The 21,986-nt window shown below is 63.5% G+C and carries 17 protein-coding genes and 1 tRNA gene; 6 read left to right on the top strand and 12 right to left on the bottom strand.

Annotation, left to right across the window (positions count from 1 at the left end):
- Nucleotides 1–123 precede the first annotated feature (123 nt).
- The 5 genes from AC0L16_RS19890 to AC0L16_RS19870 all read right to left on the bottom strand — a co-directional run bounded on the left by AC0L16_RS19890 (nucleotide 124) and on the right by AC0L16_RS19870 (nucleotide 6,577).
- Nucleotides 124–2,157 carry an aldo/keto reductase gene (locus AC0L16_RS19890; RefSeq protein WP_473622711.1) on the bottom strand — a complete coding sequence of 678 codons (2,034 nt, stop codon included), beginning with the start codon at nucleotides 2,155–2,157 and terminating at the stop codon, nucleotides 124–126.
- Nucleotides 2,158–2,282: 125 nt separating this feature from the next.
- A complete protein-coding gene (locus tag AC0L16_RS19885; protein WP_473622709.1) occupies nucleotides 2,283–3,368 on the bottom strand; it encodes an ABC transporter ATP-binding protein in 1,086 nt (361 codons plus the stop codon).
- A gap of 7 nt (nucleotides 3,369–3,375) precedes the next feature.
- On the bottom strand, nucleotides 3,376–4,242 hold the full coding sequence (locus tag AC0L16_RS19880; RefSeq protein WP_023802708.1) for a carbohydrate ABC transporter permease: 867 nt from the start codon (nucleotides 4,240–4,242) through the stop codon (nucleotides 3,376–3,378).
- Nucleotides 4,239–5,099, bottom strand: a complete 861-nt coding sequence (locus AC0L16_RS19875) for a carbohydrate ABC transporter permease (RefSeq protein WP_473622708.1) — start codon at nucleotides 5,097–5,099, stop codon at nucleotides 4,239–4,241. The genes AC0L16_RS19880 and AC0L16_RS19875 overlap by 4 nt, the downstream gene beginning before the upstream one ends.
- 206 nt (nucleotides 5,100–5,305) lie before the next feature.
- On the bottom strand, nucleotides 5,306–6,577 hold the full coding sequence (locus AC0L16_RS19870; RefSeq protein WP_473622707.1) for an ABC transporter substrate-binding protein: 1,272 nt from the start codon (nucleotides 6,575–6,577) through the stop codon (nucleotides 5,306–5,308).
- Between the two features lie 106 nt (nucleotides 6,578–6,683).
- Between AC0L16_RS19870 and AC0L16_RS19865 the strand changes: the two genes are divergently transcribed.
- A complete protein-coding gene (locus AC0L16_RS19865; protein WP_473622705.1) occupies nucleotides 6,684–7,553 on the top strand; it encodes a helix-turn-helix domain-containing protein in 870 nt (289 codons plus the stop codon).
- Between the two features lie 276 nt (nucleotides 7,554–7,829).
- On the opposite strand, the gene AC0L16_RS19860 is transcribed toward AC0L16_RS19865, so the two are convergent.
- The 3 genes from AC0L16_RS19860 to AC0L16_RS19850 all read right to left on the bottom strand — a co-directional run bounded on the left by AC0L16_RS19860 (nucleotide 7,830) and on the right by AC0L16_RS19850 (nucleotide 10,178).
- The gene (locus AC0L16_RS19860) at nucleotides 7,830–7,964 is read right to left on the bottom strand and encodes a hypothetical protein (RefSeq protein ID WP_301555197.1); all 135 of its coding nucleotides are present in this window, start codon (nucleotides 7,962–7,964) and stop codon (nucleotides 7,830–7,832) included.
- 706 nt (nucleotides 7,965–8,670) lie between these two features.
- Complete coding sequence (locus AC0L16_RS19855) at nucleotides 8,671–9,480, bottom strand: DUF2182 domain-containing protein (protein ID WP_473622704.1); 810 nt, start codon at nucleotides 9,478–9,480, stop codon at nucleotides 8,671–8,673.
- Nucleotides 9,481–9,539: 59 nt separating this feature from the next.
- A complete protein-coding gene (locus AC0L16_RS19850) occupies nucleotides 9,540–10,178 on the bottom strand; it encodes a DUF1326 domain-containing protein (protein ID WP_128245774.1) in 639 nt (212 codons plus the stop codon).
- A gap of 1,108 nt (nucleotides 10,179–11,286) precedes the next feature.
- Here AC0L16_RS19850 and AC0L16_RS19845 point away from each other — a divergent pair.
- Nucleotides 11,287–12,570 carry a cystathionine gamma-synthase family protein gene (locus AC0L16_RS19845; RefSeq protein WP_473622703.1) on the top strand — a complete coding sequence of 428 codons (1,284 nt, stop codon included), beginning with the start codon at nucleotides 11,287–11,289 and terminating at the stop codon, nucleotides 12,568–12,570.
- A 205-nt stretch (nucleotides 12,571–12,775) separates the two neighbouring features.
- On the opposite strand, the gene AC0L16_RS19840 is transcribed toward AC0L16_RS19845, so the two are convergent.
- Nucleotides 12,776–12,850: transfer RNA gene (locus tag AC0L16_RS19840), tRNA-Gly, on the bottom strand.
- Between the two features lie 253 nt (nucleotides 12,851–13,103).
- Between AC0L16_RS19840 and AC0L16_RS19835 the strand changes: the two genes are divergently transcribed.
- The 4 genes from AC0L16_RS19835 (at nucleotide 13,104) to AC0L16_RS19820 (ending at nucleotide 15,995) form a co-directional block, all read left to right on the top strand.
- Nucleotides 13,104–13,601: a prolyl-tRNA synthetase associated domain-containing protein gene (locus AC0L16_RS19835; protein ID WP_128170050.1), complete on the top strand. Its 498-nt coding sequence runs from the start codon at nucleotides 13,104–13,106 to the stop codon at nucleotides 13,599–13,601.
- A gap of 94 nt (nucleotides 13,602–13,695) precedes the next feature.
- Nucleotides 13,696–14,694, top strand: a complete 999-nt coding sequence (gene trxA, locus AC0L16_RS19830; protein ID WP_473622701.1) for a thioredoxin — start codon at nucleotides 13,696–13,698, stop codon at nucleotides 14,692–14,694.
- A 184-nt stretch (nucleotides 14,695–14,878) separates the two neighbouring features.
- Nucleotides 14,879–15,550 (top strand): LON peptidase substrate-binding domain-containing protein, encoded by a 672-nt coding sequence (locus tag AC0L16_RS19825; protein ID WP_287225086.1) that lies wholly within the window; start codon nucleotides 14,879–14,881, stop codon nucleotides 15,548–15,550.
- A gap of 208 nt (nucleotides 15,551–15,758) precedes the next feature.
- Nucleotides 15,759–15,995, top strand: coding sequence for a Trm112 family protein (locus AC0L16_RS19820; protein ID WP_473622700.1), 237 nt, complete (start codon nucleotides 15,759–15,761; stop codon nucleotides 15,993–15,995).
- Between the two features lie 233 nt (nucleotides 15,996–16,228).
- Here AC0L16_RS19820 and AC0L16_RS19815 read toward each other — a convergent pair whose 3' ends face one another.
- Genes AC0L16_RS19815 through AC0L16_RS19805 form a run of 3 tightly spaced genes read right to left on the bottom strand, consistent with a single transcriptional unit; the run spans nucleotide 16,229 to nucleotide 21,982 of the window.
- Nucleotides 16,229–19,504, bottom strand: coding sequence for an error-prone DNA polymerase (locus AC0L16_RS19815; protein ID WP_473622698.1), 3,276 nt, complete (start codon nucleotides 19,502–19,504; stop codon nucleotides 16,229–16,231).
- Nucleotides 19,501–20,982 (bottom strand): DUF6504 family protein, encoded by a 1,482-nt coding sequence (locus tag AC0L16_RS19810; protein ID WP_473622697.1) that lies wholly within the window; start codon nucleotides 20,980–20,982, stop codon nucleotides 19,501–19,503. Before AC0L16_RS19810 ends, AC0L16_RS19815 begins: the two co-directional genes overlap by 4 nt.
- A complete protein-coding gene (locus AC0L16_RS19805; protein WP_473622696.1) occupies nucleotides 20,924–21,982 on the bottom strand; it encodes an ImuA family protein in 1,059 nt (352 codons plus the stop codon). The genes AC0L16_RS19810 and AC0L16_RS19805 overlap by 59 nt, the downstream gene beginning before the upstream one ends.
- Nucleotides 21,983–21,986 lie beyond the last annotated feature (4 nt).

Raw genomic sequence — 21,986 nt, 5'->3', positions numbered from 1 at the left:
ATTCTCAATGCAAAAGCACGCGATGCGCGCAAAGAGTTCGCAAATGCAACTTGACACCCCAGATAGTCGCTCATCCGGCCGCTTCGCGGCCACCTTCTCCCACAAGGGGAGAAGGCAAGGAGCTCAGCCCGTGCGTCGGTGCTGATCCAAACCGCCATCCAGCCACGCAATGTCGTCGGGCGAAAGCGCAATGTCGAGCGCCTGCAGGCTGTCCTCCAGTTCGTCGAGCGTGCGTGGTCCGATCAGCGGGACGGACGGGAAAGGCTGGGCCAGGACGTAGGCGAGCGCGACATGGATCGGGCTCTTGCCCAGCCTGTTGGCGAGCTCGATCGCCCGGTCGCGGCGGCCGAAATTTTTCTCGGAGTACCAGACCCGGACCAGCTCTTCATTGTCGCGCTGGTCCCGCCCGGCGCGGCCGGTGAAGAAACCCCGGCCCTGGCTCGACCAGGCGAAATTGGGCATCTGCCGGGCGGTCAGCCAGGCCTTCCATTCATCGCTCGACGATGTGACGCAACCCGGCCAGATCGGCACCAGCATCTCGGCCAGAGAAAAATTGTTCGAAAGCGCGCCAGGCTTTTGCTTGCCGGTCCGCTCGGCATAGGCAATCGCCTCGTCCATGCGTTCCCGCGTCCAGTTCGAGCCGCCGAACGGACCGCGGATGCGGCCAGCCCTGACCTCGCGATCCATCGCGTCGACGAATTCATCGACCGGCACGTCGGGATCGTCGCGGTGCATGAAATAGACGTCGACATGATCGGTCTGCAGCCGGTCGAGCGACTGGGTGAGCTGCTTGCCGATCACATCGGGATAGCAGAGCGGGGTGTGCGCGCCCTTGCCGATGACCACCGCTTGCTCACGCACACCGCGGTTTTTCAGCCATTGACCGAGCAGCGTTTCGGTGTAGCCGCTGCCATAGATGAAGGCGGTGTCGAAGACGTTGCCGCCGGCTTCGAAATAGGCATCGAGCAGGATCATGCCCGAGGAGAAGGTGCGAAAATCCTCGAAGCCGAGCGCCAGGCACGAGGCCGGCCGCGGCAGGCCTGGAATTTCGCGCTTGCGGATGGTGGTGCCGCCGGAGCGCAGCCGCCGGCCGGAGATGGTGTTGACGCGTTTTTCGGGTTTTTCGATCCCGTATTCGAGGCCGATGGCGGCACGCCATTTGTCGAGCACACGCAGATTGCCGAGACTGTCGGCCCAGCCCATGCCCGGCCAGGCAAACTCCTGCTTTGCGGCCAGGATCGCCTCGCCGGCGGCGTCGACCTCGAAAGCGTAGAGCCAGCGGTCTTCCCTGACCTCGACCACCTCCTCACCGCCCGGACGGATGATGCGGATCTCGCCGGTGCCGCCTTCCCTGCCGCTCGCATACCAGAAATCCGCGACCTCGATGCGGCCCCCGGTGCCAAGGATGCGCAGAACGTTGTCCTGGGCGAGCGAGATGCCGCAAGAGACTTCGGCGACGATGCCGCTGGGAAAATGCAGCAGCGCCGAAGCCCATTCGTCGACACCGGATTGGCCGAGATGCGCAGCACCCGCGACCTTGTCCGGCTCGGCGAAGGGCTTTCCCAATGCCGCCCCGGCAATCAGCCGCGCCATCGAAACCGGGTAGCCGCCGACGTCGAGAATGCCGCCGCCGGCGAGCTCGTTGGCGTAGAGCCGGTGCTCCGGCATGAAGCCAGGCATGGCGAAGCCGAAGCTCGATTTCACCATGCGCACCTCGCCGATCGCTCCGGACCTGACCAGCTCGACCAGCTTTGCCGTCTGCGGATGCAGCCGGTACATGAAGGCCTCGCCGAGAAAGGTGCCGGCCCTGCGCGCTGCATGGATCATCGCGTCGGCCTCGAAAGCGGTCAGCCCCATCGGCTTTTCGCAAAGCACATGCTTTCCGGCCTCGGCCGCCCTGATCGCCCATTCGGCGTGGCTGGGGTGCGGCGTCGAAATGTAGACCGCATCGACGTCCGGGTCGGCGAGCAGAGCCTCGTAGCCGTCGAGGATGCGGGCGCCGGGGAAGTTTTCAGCGAGTCCTGATTTGCCGGGATTGCGCGCACCAATGGCGACCAATGTGCCGCTGCGTGAATGGGCGACGCCGCCGGCAAAGGCCTTGGCGATGGTGCCGGGCCCGAGAACGCCCCAGCGGATTTTTTGTGGTCCGGACGTCATTTTTAGATCTCCTTGGGGTCGCCTCGGCGTCGCGAGTTGGTGAAAGAAAAATTTTCGTTTCTTGGTGTGCATGTCGTTGTCCCAAACCGCTGCGCGGTTCACGCCCGAGGGCATGCTTTTGGGCACTAGCGAATGCGAGCACCTGACTTGTCGAAGAGAAGCGACCGGCCGGCCTTGATCGACACCACCATGTGGTCGCCAGTCGCCCGCTGCCGCGATGCCTCGCGCTCGATGATCAGTTCCTCTGGCCCGGCATTGGCATAAATGTAGCTCACCGATCCGAGGTGCTCGGCGACGTCGGCCTTGACGGCGATGTCGCAATCGCCTTCGCCGGCCTCGAAGAAATGCTCCGGCCGGACGCCGAGTACGACCTCGGCGCCGATCGCAGGCGGGGCGCCCGACAGCGGTTTCCGCAGCCGAGCGCCGCCATGGTTGGCGAGTTCGAGGGCCGTTGCATTGCCGTCGTTGCCGACCACTTGTGCGGCCAGAAAATTCATCTTCGGCGAGCCGACGAAACCGGCGACAAAGCGGTTGGCGGGATCGTCATAGAGATCGAGCGGCGCGCCGATCTGCTCGATATTGCCGGCGTTGAGCACAACGATCCTGTCGGCCAGCGTCATCGCTTCGGTCTGGTCATGCGTCACATAGATCATGGTGACGCCGAGCTCCTTGTGCAGGCGCGAGATCTCGACCCGCATCTGCACCCTGAGCTCGGCATCGAGATTGCTGAGCGGCTCGTCGAACAGGAAGACTTGCGGCTCACGCACGATGGCGCGGCCGATGGCGACGCGCTGGCGCTGGCCGCCCGACAATTGCCGCGGGCGCCGCTTCATCAGCTCGGCGATGCGCAGGATCTCGGCGGCCCCCTTCACCCGCCGCTCGGTGTCGGCTTTCGGGTTGCCGTTCATCCTGAGCCCAAAACTCAGATTTTGCTCGACGCTCATATGCGGATAGAGCGCGTAGGACTGGAACACCATGGCGATGCCGCGGTCGGCCGGCTCGACATTGTTCACTACCTTGCCACCGATGGCGATCTCGCCGCCGCTGATATCCTCGAGCCCGGCGATCATCCTGAGCAGCGTGGATTTTCCGCAGCCGGAGGGGCCGACGAAGACGACGAATTCGCCGTCATCGACGTCGATGTTCGCGCCGTGAACGATCTCGAAGACGCCGAAGCGCTTGACGACATTTTTGAGTGTGACCGCTGCCATGCTGATCCTATTTGATGGCGCCGGCGGCAATGCCGGCGACGAAATGGCGCTGCAAGAGCACGAACACGACGAGCATCGGCACGGTGAGCATCACGGCGCCCGCCATGATGCCGCCCCATGACACTTTGGTGAGGCCGATCAGCGTGCCGAGCGCCACCGGCGCCGTCATCGCGCCGGGCTTGGAATTGATCAGCAGCGGCCAGAGATAATTGTTCCAGGAGGCAAGGAATAGAATGATGGCGAGCGCCGCCAGCATCGGCCGCGCCAGCGGCAGCGCGACGAACAGGAAAATCCGCCATTCCTTGACCCCCTCGACCCGAGCGGCGTCGAACAGATCGCCCGGCATCATCGAGAAGCTCTGCCGCATGAACAGCACGCCGAGCGAATTGAACAGCGGCGGCACGATCAGCGCCACCCAGGTGTTGGCGAGCTTGAAGTCGCGCGCCACCATGATGAATTGCGGGATCAGCACGACCGCATAGGGAAGCGTGATGGTGCCGAGGATGATGGCGACGACGACGCCCTTGCCGAAGAACTGGTAGCGCGCCAGCGCCCAGCCGGCCATCGAGGTGAGCAGCACCGACAGGAACGTGTAGGTCACCGCCACCGAGACGGAGATGCCGATGGCGCCGATGAAATTGGTGTCGCGCTGCAGATTGTTGACGTTGTCGAGGAAGCTGCCGTGCGGCAAAAGTTCGATGCTGGGGCTAAAAATGCCTCTGTCGGGCATGGTCGAGAAGATCACCATCATCCACAGCGGAAACAGCCAGATCAGCGCCAGCGGCGTCAGGAACAGATGCAGCGCGATGCTGCGTCCCAATCTGGATGAAGACCGGCTGGAGGAGGAACGGCTCGAAGCGGATCGTGAGCTCATTTCGGCTCCCTCGTCAGCCACAGTTGCACCAGCGAGATGGCGATCGCCAGCCCGGCCATGGTGTAGGCGATGGCCGAGGCGTAGCCGAAATTGAGCGACCTGAAACCCTGGCGGTAAAGCAGCAGCCCGAGCGTTTCGGTGCCGCCGCCCGGCCCGCCGCGCTCGGTGATCAGGAACGGTTCGGTGAACAGCTGCATGGTGCCGATGATCGACAGCACGGCGCAGAAGACGATGATCGGCTTGAGCAGCGGCAGGGTGATGTAGAAGAACTGCTTGAGCTTGCTGACGCGGTCCAGCGTCGCCGCCTCATAGACATCCTGGGGGATGGACTGCAGGCCGGCGAGCAGGATGATGGCGTTGTAGCCGGCCCAGCGCCAGGTCACCGCGATCATGATCACCGCCATCGCCGGGGTGACGTTGGAAAACCAGTCGATACGCGGCAGGCCGATGCTGTTCAGCAGCTTGTTGATGATGCCGTAGTCGAGATTGAACATCAGCCGGAACACCGCCGAATAGGCGACTTCGCCGACCACGACCGGGGCGAAGAAGGCGAAGCGGAACAGGCCACGGGCCTTGAGCAGCGGCGAATTGAGCAGCACCGCCATGACGATCGCCAAGGTGATCATCACCGGCACCTGGATGACCAGGATGAGCAAAGTGTTCTTCAAGGCGTTGAAAAAGGCAGGGTCGCCGATCAGCCGGCCCCAGTTGAAGGTCGGCGCGAACCGCCACGGCACGGTGCGTGTCGCCTGGAAGGAGATCAGGAACGAGCTGATGATCGGCCACAGCCAGAAGATCGAGAAGATCAGCAGATAGGGCGCGAGGAAGCGGTGCGCCGTGGCGTTCTGATAGCGCATCGTTGCCCTGCTCCTTCGCTTCGGGTTTCGCCGGCGTTGTCTTGCCTTCTCCCCTTGTGGGAGAAGGTGGATTGGCGCGCAGCGCCAAGACGGTTGAGGGGTGCTGGACGGAATGCCGTCCTTGCCAAGCTGGAACACCCCTCATCCGACCGAGCTTCGCTCGGCCACCTTCTCCCACAAGGGGAGAAGGGGGAGCGGTGCTCAGATCACTCTTCGACCGGCAGGCCGGTCGCCGAGGCGATCTGGCTTGCGGCATCGTCGAGCGCCGCCTTGGCGTCGGGGTAGCCGCCGCCGAGATATTTGGTCTGCACTGCGCGGACGATGATTTCCGCGTCGCTCTGGAACGGCGTGCCGCGGCTGGGGACGACTTTTGGCAAGGTGCCAAGAATGTCCTTCCACACCGGCTGGCCGCCCCAATAGGGCTGGCCTTCGGAGACATATGGGTCATCGAGGGCCGAGATCAGCGACGGCACCAGGCCAAAACCCTTCAGCATCGCTATCTGGCCCTCATTGGTCGCGAGGGAGTATTTCAGGTAGGCGTAGGCGGCTTCCTTGTTGTTGGACGCCGAGGTGATGGCGAGCGAGGAACCGCCGAGATTGGCGGCGCGCGGGCCATCGGCAGTGAGGCTCGGCATCAGGTAGACGCCCCATTTGCCGCTGCCGTCGGGCGACTCAGTGCGGATGGTGCCCTCGTACCAGCCGCCATACATCTGCGTGGCTACGGTGCCGGCGGTGTTGTTGGTGATCTTGGTGCTCCAGTCGGCCGAGGTGATGATGCCGGCATCATTCATCTCCTTGATCTTGGTCATCGACGCCACGCAGGCCGGCTGATTGACGGTGATCGACTGCCCATCGGCGGCGAAATAGGCGCAGCCCTGCTCGTTGGCGATCATCCGGAAGAACTCGGAGTCGCCGTTGAAATCGGCATTGGTCATCTTCACACCAGGATTGGCCTCCTGGACTTTCTTGCCGGCGGCAATGAAATCGTCCCAGGTCTTGATCGAGGTTGGATCGACGCCGGCCTTCTCGTAAAAATCGCGGCGGTAGAACATCGCAACCGGGCCGGAATCCCACGGCATCGCATAGGCCTTGTCTTCCACTTCGAGCTCGGTGCGCTTGAAATCGGGGAATTTTGCCTGGTCTTCGGCCGTATAGCCGAGCGTGTGGAGGTCGACGAAGCAGTCCGGGAACTGGCTCCAGTAGTTCTCGGCCTCGCCGTTCTCGATCGTCACGATGTCCGGCAGCCCCTCGCCGCCGGCGGCGCAGCCGGCGATCGACTTGTCGTAGGTCGGGTTGTTGCCGAGATCCTGGACCGTGACCTTGATGTCAGGGAACTGCTTGTTGAACCCTTCTATGGTGGCCTTCAGCGACGAAGCGGCGACGTTCCAGCTCCAGATCGTGATTTCGCCGGATTGCGCAAAGGCCGGGGCTGAGCCCAGGGCAAGCGCGAGCGCGGCGCAGGTCATTGTGATGCGCATTGAAATCCTCCCATTTCATTTGCTCTCTCTTCGCGAGCGTGCCTAGACTAGGCCCTGGGGAAGGCTTGTCCGCGACAAAAGGAATAAAAAATTGGCGGAAAGTAAGATGCCGGAAAGGCCGTTTTACCAGCCTGGCGCCAGCAGCGTGGAGGGTCTGCCGCTGCTGCTGCAGATGTTTCACACCCAGCCCCTGGTGATGTTGAAGCCGCATTGGCATGCCCAGGTCGAGGTGAATTTCATCGTCCGCGGTGCCGTGCACTACCGAATGGATGAGCACGAGATCGCGCTTTCGGCCGGCGACATGTGCCTGTTCTGGGGCGGCCTGCCGCACCAGATGGACGACGCGTCGGACGACGCCGTCTATGCCGGCGCGCATCTGCCGCTGGTGCATTTTTTTCGGCTGCACCTGCCCGCCGATGTCCGCAACCGGCTGATGACCGGCGCGACATTGGTGACCAATGCCACCGATAGGTCCGACAGCGACAATTTCGAGCGCTGGAACCGCTACGTGCGCTCAGGCGATGCGGGCAAAGCCGAGCATGCCGTCAACGAGCTGCTGCTGCGGCTGGAGCGGGTCCGATTCGAACCTTACCGGCTGGTACCCGAATCTCCGATCGAGCAGGAACCAGGCAGCCCCTTCGATCAGCAATCGCTGCGCAATGTCGGGCGCATGTGCGACTTCATCGCGGAAAATTTCCTCTACGACATCGACTGCGTCGATATCGCGGCGGCGGCCGACATCCATCCCAAATACGCCATGAGCATTTTCAAGAAGTCGACCGGCATGACGCTCAACGAATATGTCAATTTGTTGCGGCTCAGCTACGCCCAGGCGCTGCTGATGCACCAGGACGCCAACGTGCTGCGCGTCGCCATGGACTCCGGCTTCGGCTCGCTCAGCGCCTTCAACAAGTCGTTCCGCAAGCTGGCCGGCATGTCGCCGTCGGATTTTCGCAAAGGCGCGGGCGCCAGATAGTCGATGCGCAGGGCATGGATGAGACCCGGGCTTCGAGCGCCAAGGCGGTCATGGTTCGGTTTGGCGCCCAACGCAAAAACGCACCACCGGCCCGAGGCCGGTGGTGCTCGCTGGACCGTCTGTAGGGGCAGGACCGTTCCAGGGGATCCCTTAGGATCGGACTCGAATGTTGGCTTTTTCTTGACCCACGGCATCGGCCGAACAGATGAAGCAGCCTGCCAACCGGCCAAGAATCTCGAGGCTACGATGCGCCGCGCGCACACATGATTTGCAATTTTATTCGGCTGCGTCAGGAATTTCGCCGGAGGTGTCGTCGGCCGGATCAGCCTGTCTTGCCAGGAACTTGTCCAAGGCTGCCTGCAAGGACAGGGTGGCCTGCGGCGAGGCCGGCGTCGTCGAAACGACAGCCATTGCATGAGCAATTCCCCGAGTGGACTTATCCCTGGCCGCCGCAGACGTTGCGGCTCCGTGGCCCTGCGATCCGGCCGCGGCCGAGTTGCCGCCGTTGCCGTTGCTTGCGCCGTTACCCTTTCCGCCGCCATTGCCGCCGGGTCCGGCGAGGACTGGACACGCGACAAGGGCGAGAGCGGCGACCGCTGCGAACAGACTGGTTCGAGTTTTCATAATTCCTCCTTCGAGCCGCCCTCCCGCCAGGATGATTCCGGACTATGATATGAGGACTCTCTAATATGATGGTCCACTGCTTAGCCAGTTTGGTTTAAATACACCTGTCCGCAAGGGACCTTGGTCCGAAATTGAAAAGCAAAAGTCCTAACTCTATTGGGGGTATTCCGAGCGGCGAACGAAGCGCCTGCAGGCCACAGGCAGCCGGCAAACGACAAGCTCGCTCCGCCTGCTGAGTGATGCCGTGCAGCCCAAAACGCGAAAAAGCCGCGGCGAACCGCGGCGTTTCGATGCTTGTTTCCCCCTTGGGAAACTGGAGCTGGTGAAGCGATTCGAACGCTCGACCCCCTTGGTTAGGCTATGGTTTGGTCGGAAGCCGGAAATAACGGCGCTGCTGCGATATAAAGAGGTTACAAGCGCTCGCCTTCCTTCTGACGAACCCGTCACCCAGCCCACTGTGGGCGCGGTTTGGCGAGAATGGAAGCGAAAGCCGCTAGCCGCCCATCCAAGGCATCTCGATCGCCCCGAACGACACAACGATTCCGAGGGCTATTAGCGCAATGCCCAAAGCACCTTCGAAGCGACGGCTACGCTGCAGCAGCTTCTCGACGAAGACGACCAGCGTCAACAGCAGCATCCAGGCGACGCTCATGACGCCCGCGGCGACCAGCACGGCAAACAGCGCCCAGCAGCAGCCAAAGCAATAGAGCCCGTGGCGCAGCCCCATCTCGAGCGCGCCAACCCGCCCGTCGCGCCAGTGCTGCGCAACGAAAGCGAGCGGCGAACGGCAATGGCTGAGGCAAATGTGCTTGAGGGTCGTGAATTGGTAGAGTCCGGCGACGCCAAGCGTGACACCGAGTGCGAGCGGCGCCCATTTCGAACGCTGAGGCGGATCGAGGCTCGTTGCAAACTCGCTGCCGAACTGGACCAGGACATACACGAGAAGGCCCGCCGCCGCCCAGACGAGCATGTAGCCCGCGACGAACATCCATGTCGGGATGGCCACGTGCTGTTCGCGCCTAGCCTGCGCCGCCGCGAACATAAAGATCATGGCCGCCGCGGCCGGCAGCATCATAGCCGCCATCATCACAGTCCATACAGCAAGAAAGGCGGCGGCGCCGGCGAGTGACCAGCCGTCGGCGGCAATTCCGGCCATCGCCATGCCGGCCATGCCTTCCATACCCTCCATCCCGCCGCGCACCGCAATGCCCATGGGCATATCCATGCTGAAGGTCTGGTAGAGGGTGAGCGCCCACGCCGCCGCTGTCAGCACGACGAGCGATGCGAGAAGGCCGAGCGGCATGCCACGCAAATTCCGGAGCCGCCACGATTTCCTGGGGAACGCGTCAGGCATCGGCACGCCTAATTCGGGCCGGTCCAGTCGAACGGAATGTGCTTGCTCGAGCGGGCCGTGCCCGTCCAGTCGAGCCCGAAGCCTTTGGTGCTCACCTCGACAGAACGCCCCCAGGTGGCAACCTGGCCCGGGCCGACCTCCGAGCCCGGCGGGTTGATCGTCTGCACCCGCTTGCCGGGTGGTGTTGTGGGACCGGAAAGCGCTTCCGCGCGCCCGACGACGAGGCCAGGAATCTCGACCCGCCAGGTGGCGAGGTCGCCCGCCACCTCGAAAGTGATCGGCACGAACTCCATGCCACGCATCTCGCCGATATTGGCGGCAAAGCCCGCCGGCCAGCCGCCGGCCTGGCCGCCGAAGATCGCCTGCAGGGCTTCGCGCTGCCGCTCGTTCGCCTTCTCGTCGAGGTACATGCCCATCACGGCCTTTGCCTCGCCGGCCCACAGATTGCCTTCGAACTCGCCGAGCGCCACCAGCGTCAGTCCGTCGAGCTTCACGTCGCCATACTGACCCTCGCGCACATGCCAGGCGAGCACGCCCTGGCAGTGATTGCCGGTCGGCCGCTGGGCGAACTCACAAGGGCAAGGGATGTCGCAGCTGCAGATGTCGAACCAGTCGCCTGCAAGCCGCCATTGAGGCACTGCATTCATGGCTCTTCCTCCCCGAAATTCAGGGCCAATTATACGTCGAAGGCTGGGCGCACTCCAGTAGTTCGTGCGTCGCTCGCTGATTTCCCCTCCGCTGGTTCCGGAAGCCCGGCCTTGCGATTGCGTGGCACGGTTCTTGCTTCCACAGCTTCAGACATGCCGGGCGCGAAGACCCTGTTCCACATCGATACCGGCGTGTGAGGTTGGGACAATGATGTCGCGTAAGCTTCTGTTCGGCCTTCCCGCAGTGTTCTTGGCCGCCGCCGTGGGGGGTAGCCCTCTGGTCGTCCGTCACCTCATGGGAATTTCTGACTGCGACCCAATCCGATTCGGTCTTTTGTTCAAGCGGTCCATCACCCGAGACCGTATCGGCGTCGGCGTCAGCGTCACGGACTTTGCCACCATGTCCGCCGGGCGTCACAAGGTCATAGGGAGCGCCTCGATGGTCGCGAGACTGTGGATGTGGTCGCGTAGAGCATTCCTGAAAGATGCGGCCGCCAGCGGTACGTCCGCGGTCGGCGGAAAAGGCGTCGTAGCGCAGACAAGAATCGGAAACGAACAGTCTCCCGCGGCGGAGTGCCCAGGGAGAGATTGGGTCATGGAACGTTGGGCTTTGATCACTCGGTTGGCATCAACCTTTCGCGAATTCGTTGTCCCGCGCTATCGGCCAGAGCTCTACTATATGCGCGGGCCCGGGCCGGCCTCCGCGCGCCGCGAGAACGCGCGCTGAAGGCCGGCCTTCATCCTTCCTGATCTCTTGCAACGTCGCATGGTGCAGCAACCGCGCGCCTAGCGGACCGTGCACTACGTCTTCCGGCTTGGCGCCCAGGCACTCGGCTCGCCCATTTCTGGTCCGGTCGGTCCGGTATGTTTCCTATTCTCCTACTATCTGCGCCACTATCGGTCTTTGACTGCTGTTCGCGCTTAGAATTGGAAAGAGATCGGACCGACCGGACCGTTTTCGAGTCCAAAAAAGACAGCATCCTCGGGCGCGAGCGTACCATCGCATGCCGGATCCGTCTGATGACCAATGGAACCGTGTGGATTAGCAAGAGACTGGGGTTGGTTCTTCCTCTAATTTTGGTCTGAACAACCTGATCGGAGGATCGTCATGACCGCCCCACGTCCGTCCAAGACGCATATCGGAAATCATCGGCTGCATCCGGAAACGTTGATGCTGAGCTACGGCTTCGACCCTCAGCTGTCGGAAGGTGCGGTGAAGCCGCCGGTGTTCCTCACCTCGACCTTCGTGTTCCGATCTGCCGAAGAGGGGCGCGATTTCTTCGATTTCGTATCCGGCCGCAAGGAACCGCCGAGCGGAACCGGAGCCGGGCTGGTCTATTCCCGTTTCAATCATCCCAACAGCGAAATCGTCGAGGATCGCCTGGCAATCTACGAAGGGGCCGAGGCCTGCATCCTGTTCTCGTCCGGCATGTCGGCCATCGCCACCACCCTGCTTGCCTTTGCCCGTCCGGGTGACGCCATCGTGCATTCGCAACCGCTTTATGGCGGTACTGAAACTTTGCTGGCCAAGACCCTGGCCAATTTTGGCGTCGGCGCTGTGGGTTTCGCCGATGGTGTCGATGAATCAGCCATTCGCGCGGCGGCCGATGAAGGTTGCAGGAATGGTCGCGTATCGGTCATCTTCATCGAAACACCTTCCAACCCGACCAACTCACTGGTCGATTTCATGGCCGTCGACCGCATCGCCGACGAGATCGCCGCCAAACAGGGCGAGCGGCCGGTCGTTGTGTGCGACAATACTTTGCTCGGACCGGTTTTTCAGCGTCCGCTTGACCACGGCGTCGACGTTTCCGTCTATTCCCTGACCAAATATGTCGGTGGTCATTCCGATCTGATCGCTGGCGCGGCACTTGGCAGCAAGGCCGTCACAAAATCGATCAAGGCGCTCAGGGGGGCGATCGGCACGCAGCTCGATCCGCACTCGTGCTGGATGCTCGGCCGCTCGCTGGAAACGCTTAGCATTCGCATGGAGAAAGCCAACGCCAATGCCCGCATCGTCGCCGAATTCCTGGCCGACCACCCGAAGGTCGCAAGGGTGGCATATCTGCCGTTCCTCGGCGACGACACTCCGGCCGCAGGCGTATTCAGGACGCAATGCACGGGCGCCGGATCGACATTTTCGTTCGACATTCACGGTGGTCAGGCCGCGGCGTTCGCGTTTCTCAATGCCCTTCAGATATTGAAACTTGCCGTCAGCCTTGGCGGCACGGAATCGCTGGCTAGCCATCCTGCCGCCATGACCCATTCGGGCGTGCCCAAGGACGTTCGGGAACGGATCGGCGTTCTTGAGTCGACAATAAGGCTGTCGATCGGCGTCGAGCACCCCGACGACCTTGTTGCCGATATCACCCAGGCGCTGGCCCTTGCCTGAATAAATCCCATGACATCTGTTGAGCGGACTGGCGTCCATCTCGTCGCGATTGCCGCGTCCAGGAGTCACCCTGACCCCACCCCCCGGACTGCGCGGTGACCACGGCCTTTTCGCAGGCTTGAAGTAGCTGCGATTTCAACCGCCCCAAAACGAAAAAGCCGCGGCGGACCGCGGCTTTTCGATGCTTGATTCCCTTAGAGGAAACTGGAGCGGGTGAAGCGATTCGAACGCTCGACCCCAACCTTGGCAAGGTTGTGCTCTACCCCTGAGCTACACCCGCTCGCGCGGCTTTTGGGCCGCAAGCCGAGCCTATATGGCTGAAGGGCGCGGCGATTGCAACAGGGAAATCGCAGGTTTTTTGGCCGCATCCGGCGACGTAAACGAGCCTTCCCAGCGCAGACAGGAACGCAATCGGCAGCCTTGCTGGCGCAACGGTCTTGTCTCAGCAGCGTCATTGGCCGTAAACGGCATGATCCAAACCGCGACAACAAGCCAAAAACCGCGACAACAAGGAAAGTCCGACAAGAAACGACATGCCGAAAACCGAAGCCGAGCTTTTCGCCTTTCTCGCCGATCTCGGGATCGAGGTCTCGACCCTGCGCCATCCGCCGCTGTTCACGGTCGCCGATTCGCAGGCGCTGCGCGGGGAAATCGCCGGCGGCCACACCAAGAACCTGTTCCTCAAGGACAGGAAGGACAATTTCTTCCTGGTCAGCGTCGATGAGGAGGCGGTGGTCGATCTCAAGCAGATCCACCAAATCATCGGCGCCGCCGGGCGCGTTTCCTTCGGCAAGCCGGAGATGCTGATGGAGCTTCTCGGCGTCGCTCCGGGTGCGGTCACCGTGTTCGGCTTGATCAACGATACGCAGTTGCGGGTCAAGGTCGTTCTCGACCAGGAGTTGATGCGCCATGCCGTCATCAACGCCCATCCGCTGACCAACGAGGCAACGACATCGATCGCCGCCGCCGACCTGGTCAAATTCGTCGAGGCAACCGGGCATGATGCTGTTATCTTGAAAGTCACGGCATGATCGCCACATGGATGACGATAAACCGGCTTCTGAGTAAGAATTAAGGATGTTGCGCCAGGCTGGCGGCCGGGCGGCGCGACCGAAAGGGCACGAGATGAGCGACAACAATCAATTTGGCGGCCCATTTGGCAGCCATGGCGGACAGTATGCCACCACTGTGCAGTATGGCGGCACTGAGGCCGCGCCTGCGAAAGTCGCGCTTGGCGACCCGCCTGTCGCTGCCGACGTCATCAAGGAGACGACGACCGCCACATTTGCCACCGACGTCATCCAGGAATCGCGCCGTCAGCCGGTGCTGGTCGATTTCTGGGCGCCATGGTGCGGGCCCTGCAAGCAACTGACGCCACTGCTGGAAAAGGCGGTCACCGCCGCCGGCGGCAAGGTCAAGCTGGTCAAGATGAACATCGACGACCATCCTTCGATCGCCGGACAGCTCGGCATCCAGTCGATACCGGCGGTCATCGCGTTTAGGGATGGCCAGCCGGTCGACGGTTTTATGGGCGCCATTCCCGAGAGCCAGATCGCCGCCTTCATCCAGAAGGTCGGCGGCAAGGGTAATGGTGCGCCGCAGGTGGCCGAGGCGCTTGCCGCGGCCGCCGACGCGCGCGCCGCCGGCGATGTGCAGACCGCGGCGGATATCTACGACGCGATTCTGGAACAGGCGCCGGAGACGATCGAGGCGATTGCCGGGCTGGGCGATCTGCTGTTCGAGGCCGGCGATGCCGAGGGCGCCGAAGCCGTGCTGGCGCGGGCGCCGGAAGCCAAGAAGGATGCGCCGCCGCTCGCCGCTGTGCGCGCCAAGATGGCGCTTGCCGCGCAGGCGGCAGCACTCGGCAATCCGGCCGAGCTCGAGCGGCGCCTGGCTGAGAACCCCGGCGATCATCAGGCACGTTTCGAGCTTGCCATGATCCAGAACGCCAACGGCGAGCGCATGGCCGCAGCCGACAATCTGCTGGCGATCGTCAAAGCCGATCGCTCGTGGAACGACGACGGCGCCAAGACGCAGTTGCTGCAGTTCTTCGAGGCATGGGGCATGACCGACGAGGCAACGCTGGCGGCACGGCGCAAATTGTCGTCGCTGCTGTTTTCCTGAGCACGGCACCAAGCTGTTTTTGCGTAACGGTCTTGCGGTCGGCGACGGCTGCGCCAGATTAGGAGGCCTGACCGATCCGTTCTTCGCCTGGTAACGATTTTGGGCCTGGTGACGATTTTGGGTCAGGTTGTGAAGGGATGGGCGGGCTTGATGCGCTTCTTGAGGGAGCGAGCGGAGGTTTGAAGTGCAGGCGGGAAACGCGCATTACCGGCTCGATACGGATTTGCCGCCGACAGTGCCGATCTTCCCGCTTGAAGGCGCCCTGCTGCTGCCAGGCGGCCGCATGCCGCTCAACATTTTCGAGCCGCGCTATCTGGAGATGGTCGACGAGGCGATCGCCGGATCGCGGCTGATCGGCGTCATACAGCCCAGCCTCGACGGTGCGCGGCGTGCCGACGGCGAGCCGGCGCTTTGCAATGTCGGCTGCGCCGGACGCATCATCGCGCTTTCCGAGAGCGGCGACGGCCGCTACCTGATTTCGCTGCAAGGTGTGTGCCGGTTCCGCATCGTGCAGGAGCTTGCGGTCAAGACGCCCTTCCGCCAGTGCCGGTTTGCGCCGTTTCTCACCGATCTCGACGAAGATCAAGCCGAGGCCGAGATCGACCGGCCGGCGCTGCTCAAGGCATTTCGTGCCTATCTGCAGGCCAACGATCTTGAAGCCGACTGGGAAAGCGTCAGCCGCGCCGAAAACGCCATGCTGGTCAATGCGCTGTCGATGATGGCACCCTACGGGCCGGCCGAGAAACAGGCGCTGCTCGAAGCGGCGGACCTGAAGACGCGCGCCGAAACGCTGATCGCCATCACCGAAATGGCGCTGGCACGCGAGAACGAGGATTTCGGGTCGAGTTTGCAGTAGAAGGTTCTTCCTTCTCCCCCTGTGGGAGAAGGTGGATTGGCGCGCAGCGCCAAGACGGTTGAGGGGTGTTGCACGGAGCGCCGTCGTTGCCAAGCTGGAGCACCCCTCATCCGACCGAGCTTCGCTCGGCCACCTTCTCCCACAAGGGGAGAATGGAGAGCCGCGCGAGGCCTAATGCTGTAGCGATTGTACCAGAGGACTGACAAAAATGGTGGATGGGCGTGATGGAAAGAAGGCCAATGTCGATCCAAAACTGCTGGAATTACTGGCCTGCCCGCTGACCAAGGGTCCGCTTAGCTGGGATCCGGAGCGCAGCGAACTCATCTCGAGGGTCGCACGGCTTGCCTATCCGGTGCGTGACGGCATCCCGATCATGCTGCCTTCGGAAGCACGCTCGCTCCCCTTCGAAGACGGATTGCCGCCGCGGTTGGGTGGGCCGTCTTGAACGGCGGCTCAGGCTAAAAGCGATCTGTAGTGATCCTTCGCGCCCCCCTCTGTCCTGCCGGACATCTCCCCCACGAGGGGGGAGATTGGCAGCTTTGGCGCTCCACTCACTCCTGCGACGGTGGTGATTGGCGAAAGCGGCGGTGACGGCCGATCTCCCCCCTCGTGGGGGAGATGCCAAGTTTTGGCAAAGAGGGCAGGGCAGAGGGGGGCGCTGTCCCGCCGACACATCTCCTATTGAAAATTCCGCCCCTTGGGCATGACCCGTTCTGCCTTCCCCGCGATATCCTGCCGGTCGTTTTGCACGACAGGTACATCGGGCTTCTCCTGCAAAAGCGCGGACAGCCAGGGTGTCAGATTCTCGACCTTCTCGGCGACGATATGGATGACGTCCGATTCCGACTGCAGTTTGCCGGTGACGCGGACCAGCCGCGCGCCCATGACAATGGGCCGGTAGCGGTTGAAGGTCCTTTCCCAGAAAATGACGTTGGCGACCGCCTGCTCGTCTTCCAGCGTCAGGAAAATCGCCTTGGCGTTACCCGGCCGCTGCCGCACCAGGACAAGGCCGGCTACCGAAACGCGCTTGCCGTCCCGAACCTGGCCGAGGCGCGCATTGGGGGTGACGCCGGAACGGTCGAGCCGCTGGCGCAGAAAGGCCAGCGGATGCGCCTTCAGCGACAGGCCGAGCGAACGGTAGTCGTGGACGACGTGCTCGCCAAGCGGCATTGTCGGCAGCCTGGTCTCGGGCTCGAGATCGCGCAAGCGGATCTCCGGCCGGTCGAACAGCGGCAGGGTCTCCGTGGCACTCCTGCCGTCGAGCGCGCGGACCGCCCACAGGGCGTCGCGGCGGTCGAGGCCGAGCGAACGGAAAGCGTCGGCTTGCGCCAGCTTCTCGATCTCGTCGACATAGAGGCCTGAGCGCAGCCAGACATCGCGAACGGTTGCGTAGCCGCCGCCGCGTCTGGCGACAAACACCTCCATGCGCTCCTTCGACAGGCCCTTGACCTGCCGGAAACCCAGCCGGACGGCATGATTGGTCCGGATGACGCCGCGCATCTGGGCATGGCGGTCGAGGATGCGGGCCGGGTCGAACGGCACTTCCTCCAGCGCGCAGTCCCAACCGGAATAATTGACGTCGACCTCACGGATTTCGACGCCATGGTCGCGCGCGTCGCGGACAAGCTGAGCCGGCTGATAAAACCCCATCGGCTGGGAATTCAGGATCGCAGCGCAGAACACGTCGGGATAAAAGGTCTTGAACCAGCAGGAGGCATAGACCAGCAGGGCGAAGGAGGCGGCATGGCTTTCGGGAAAGCCATATTCGCCAAAACCCTCGATCTGCTTGAAGCAGCGCTCGGCAAAATCCTTTTCGTAACCCCGTAAAATCATGCCGTCGACCATCCGCCTGCGATAATTGCCGATCGTGCCGGTGCGCTTGAAAGTGGCCATGGCGCGGCGCAGTTCATCGGCCTCGCCCGGCCTGAAGCCGCCGGCGACGATGGCGATCTTCATCGCCTGCTCCTGGAACAGCGGCACGCCCAGCGTCCTGCCGAGTATCTCTTCCAGTTCCGGCTTGGGATATTCGGGCTTTTCCTTGCCCTGCCGGCGGCGCAGATAGGGGTGGACCATGTCGCCCTGGATGGGGCCGGGCCGCACGATCGCCACCTCGATGACGAGGTCGTAGAATGTTTTCGGCCTGAGCCGCGGCAGCATCGACATCTGGGCGCGCGATTCGATCTGGAAGACGCCGATCGTGTCGGCTCGGCAGATCATGTCGTAGACATGTCTGTTCTCCGGCGGGAGGGTGGCCAGCACATAGGGCCGGCCAAAATCATCGCGCGCATCGGGATAATGATGCTCAAGCAGCGTGAAGGCGCGCTGCAGGCAGGTCAGCATGCCGAGCGCCAGCACGTCGACTTTCAGGATTTTCACCGCGTCGAGATCGTCCTTGTCCCACTCGACCATCTTGCGATCGTCCATCGCCGTCTTGATGATGGGCACGATCTCGTCGAGCCGGTCCCTGGTGATGACGAAGCCGCCGACATGCTGCGACAGATGACGGGGAAAACCCATGATCTCGTTGGCGCATTCGATCACCTGCCTTGTCGACGGATCGGTCTGGTCGAGGCCGCCGGCCCTGGTCTCCTTTTCGCCAAGCTCCGAGGTCGACCAGCCCCAGATCGAGCTGGACAGCGCGCTCCTGACATCATCCGACAGGCCCATCGCTTTGGCCACTTCGCGCATCGCCGACCGGCCCCGGTAGCTGACGACGGCCGCGGCAAGCGCGGTGCGCTTGGCGCTGTATTTCGAGTAGATATACTGGATGACCTCTTCGCGCTTTTCATGCTCGAAATCGACATCGATGTCGGGCGGCTCGTTTCTTTCCTCGGAGATGAAACGCTCGAAAAGCGAATCGATCCGCTCAGGCCCCACTTCGGTGATGCCGATGCAATAGCAGACCACCGAGTTGGCCGCGGAGCCGCGGCCCTGGCAGAGTATGCCCTGGCTGCGGGCGAATTTGACGATGTCGTAGACAGTCAGGAAATAGCGCGCGTAATTCAGGCGCTCGATCAAGGCGAGCTCCTCGCGGATGCGCCTGGTCACATCGGCGGGAACGCCCGAGGGATAGCGTATCGCGGCTCCCTGCCGGGCCAGCCTTTCCAGTTCGGCCTGCGGCCCGAGGCCCGATTCCGTCGGCTCGTCGGGATAGTTGTATTGGAGATCACTGAGAGAGAAGCTCAATTCGCCGGCAAAGCGCAGCGTTTGCGCCAGTGCCTGCGGATGCCGCCGGAACAGCCGCGCCATCTCCATTGGCGGCTTCAAATGGCGCTCGGCATTGGCCGCCAGTTCCAGCCCGGCTTCGGCAACAGGCAGGTTGAGGCGGATCGCCGTCAGCACGTCCTGCAACCGGCGCCGTTCGGACGTATGGTAAAGAACGTCATTGGTCGCCATCAGCGGAATGCCTGATGCCTCGGCCATGGCCGCCGCCTGCTCGATACGGTAGCGGTCGTCGCCGTGATAATCCGGCGAAACGGCAAGCCGCAGGTTCTTGCCGAAGCGATCTTTTAGGCGACTGATCAGCCTGAGATCCTGCGCCGGCGTCGACAGATCCGGCAGGATCGCCAGCGACATGAGATCGCCCCATTCGAAAAGGTCGTCGCGATAGAGCAGCGGTGCGCCCTTTTCGCTGTCGTCGCGCATATTGGCTTGCGTCAGCATGCGGCACAGATGGCCCCAGCCCTTGCGATCCTGCGGATAGGCGAGAACGTCGGGCGTGCCATCGCAAAAAACAAGGCGGCAGCCGGGATGATAGGAAAGATCTTCCACCCTGGCCTGCTGCCAGGCGCGCACGACGCCGGCCACCGTGTTGCGGTCGGCAAGCCCGATCGACGAAAAGCCGAGGAACTTTGCCGCGACCACCAGTTCCTCCGGTTTCGAGGCGCCGCGCAGGAACGAGAAATTCGACTGGATGCCGAATTCGGCGTAGGGAACGGCCGCCAACGCATTCATGCGAAGACCCCATGCATGAACCAGCGCGGCGCCGCCTGCGAGGCGCCGTAAAGACCCTGGCGATAAAGCCAGTAACGGCGGCCGTCGCTATCCTCGATGCGGAAATAATCCCGGGTCGCTTCCTGCCCCGCTGCCTCCCGCCACCATTCCGGGGCGATGCGTTCCGGCCCTTCGGCGCGCGCCACCCGGTAGAGCGCGCGCCGCCAGCGGAAGTTCAGCGGCGGTCCCTCAGGCATTTCGGTGGCCGGCACCTCGATCGGCTCGGGCGAGCGGAACAGCCGGATCGGCCGTTCCGGCCGCAAGACAGGCCTGGTGTCTTGTATCTTGCCCGGCATCTTGTCCGGCTGCTTCGGCGCAGAGAGCCTTTGCGGCGCCTCCGCATAGGGAAGCATGGCGACGGCGCGCTCGGGCAGATGACTCTCGACGGCGACCGGTTTCAAAACCGCGCTGTCGCCGAGCCGGGCGCGGATGCGGTCGGCGAAAAGGGCGATGTCGGCGCCGTCGTCGCGCGTCTCGCCGGTCAGACCCGCCTGCTGCATGTCGAAGGCCGCGGCCGACAGCACCGAGAGGCGCACGAGATCGAAGCCATAGCCGACATCGATATCCTGTTCGAGCGCGGCAAGCCTCTCGTGGAACAATTTCTGGATCAGCAACGGCTCGCGCAACGGCCGCGAGGTGCCGACGGCGATGCGGCTGACGGCGCCGTCGACGCGGAAGAGCAGCAGCGCCAGCCTTCTTGCGCCCTCGCCGCGGCGTTCGAGGTCCGCCTTCAATGTCGTCGCCAGCATTTTCACCAGCCGCTCTATTTCGTCGGTCAGCATGATGGGTTCGGCGAGATGGCGTTCGACCGAAAGCGGCGCCACCGGCAGGCGCGGCGACACCGCCTCGTCGAGGCGGCCGAGCGCCTGGTCGAGGCGCAAAAGCAGCGATCTGCCGAAGCGGCGGGCGAGCGGCGCGCGCGGTGCTGCCATGACGGCCCCCGCCGTGCGCAGGCCGACGCTTTCCAGGCTGGCGCGGATGTCAGGCTCGATGCGCAGCGCCGCCAGCGGCAAGGGTGCGAGAAGCGCCTCCTCCTCGCCACCGGGGACGATGCGGTCACCAGAAAACCGCGCTGCCGCCCAGGCTGCACCCGGTGTGGCGGCAAGGCCGGCGCGGACATCGAAACCCTGATGGAAAAAGCGCGACAGGATGTCGTCCAGCATCGCCCGTTCGCCACCGAAAAGATGGGTGCAGCCGGTGACGTCGAGGAACAGGCCATCGGCTGCGTCGATCGCCACCAGCGGGGTGTAGCGGTCGCACCAGTCGGCGAGGCTTTCGAGCAGGCGGCGGTCGGCCTCGGGATCGGCTTGCACGACGTCGATCGACGGATGCATGGCGCGCGCGTCGGCTATGCCCATGCCGCGCTTCAGGTGAAGCGCCTCAGCCCGCTCGTCGAGGGCGGCGATGCGCTGCGCGTTCGCCTGGCGATGGCTGATCACCAGCGGCAGGTGATCCGACGGCCGCGAACGCCAGGACCGCCCCAGACGCTGGCGCAGGATCCTTTCCGCGGCGAGATGCGGAAACCACAGGGACAGGATTCGCTGTCCGTTCTTGCCGTCCTTCCCTAGCCCTTCTTTCCTCGAAACTGCGTTCATCGGGGTTCCACTCCAGTGTGAATTGTCCTGGCAAGGCGGTGCGGCTCTTGCCGATGCTGACGGTGAAGGCGGGACGGCCGATCGAGCCGGCGAGCGGCCCGGCGATCGTCTGGCGCGGTGCCGACGGCGCCGCCGACAGGACGAGGCGGACGGGTGCCGCCGTCGGCTCGGGTTCGCCGGCCTGGCGCAGCAAAAACACCGGCCGACCGGCGCTCTGTGCCCGGGCGTGCAGCCGCCGCGTCGCGGTGAGGTCCAGCCGCTGCGGACTGCCGCGGATTTCGAGGAAGACGGCGGCGAGCGCGGTCATCCGGGCGGCCTCCTCGGCGGTCCACAGCGCGTCGAGGAGCCTTGGCGCCTCGGAAAACAGCAATTGCTCCGGCTCGATGCCGAAAAGGCGATGAAGCCCTGTGGCATAGGGGAAGCCGGCCTCACGGAAGATTTCCGCGGTGCCGATCCACAGGATCGGCAGTCGCGGCCCCTGTTTGAGGATCAGGCTGACGAGCGACAGGGCAAAGCCGGCGACGGCTCCGGCATCGCGGGTCGCGGCGCCATGGATCTCGCTCAGCGCCGCCTTCGGCAGGCCGCCGCCGAGCGCAGTATCGAGAGCTTCGGCGCCGGTGCGCAGAAACGCATCGGGCGGCGCCACGGCGAGGCCGCGGCGGACGATTGTCAGATTTTTGGGCGTGATATTTTTGGGCGTGACGTCAGCTGTTGGACACTGGACATCCGCATCAACGGGAGCGCCGGCCGGCGCCTGCAGGCGCTCGGGCAGCGTTCCCTCGATCTTCGCGATCTGGCGGCGCAGGGCAAAAACAGTCTCCCGCGCCACGGCGCTTGTCGCCATGACG

It is taken from the genome of Mesorhizobium sp. WSM4848 (assembly GCF_055811375.1).
Note: the sequence above shows the minus strand (reverse complement) of the source record. Positions and strands in the feature narration are given on the sequence as shown.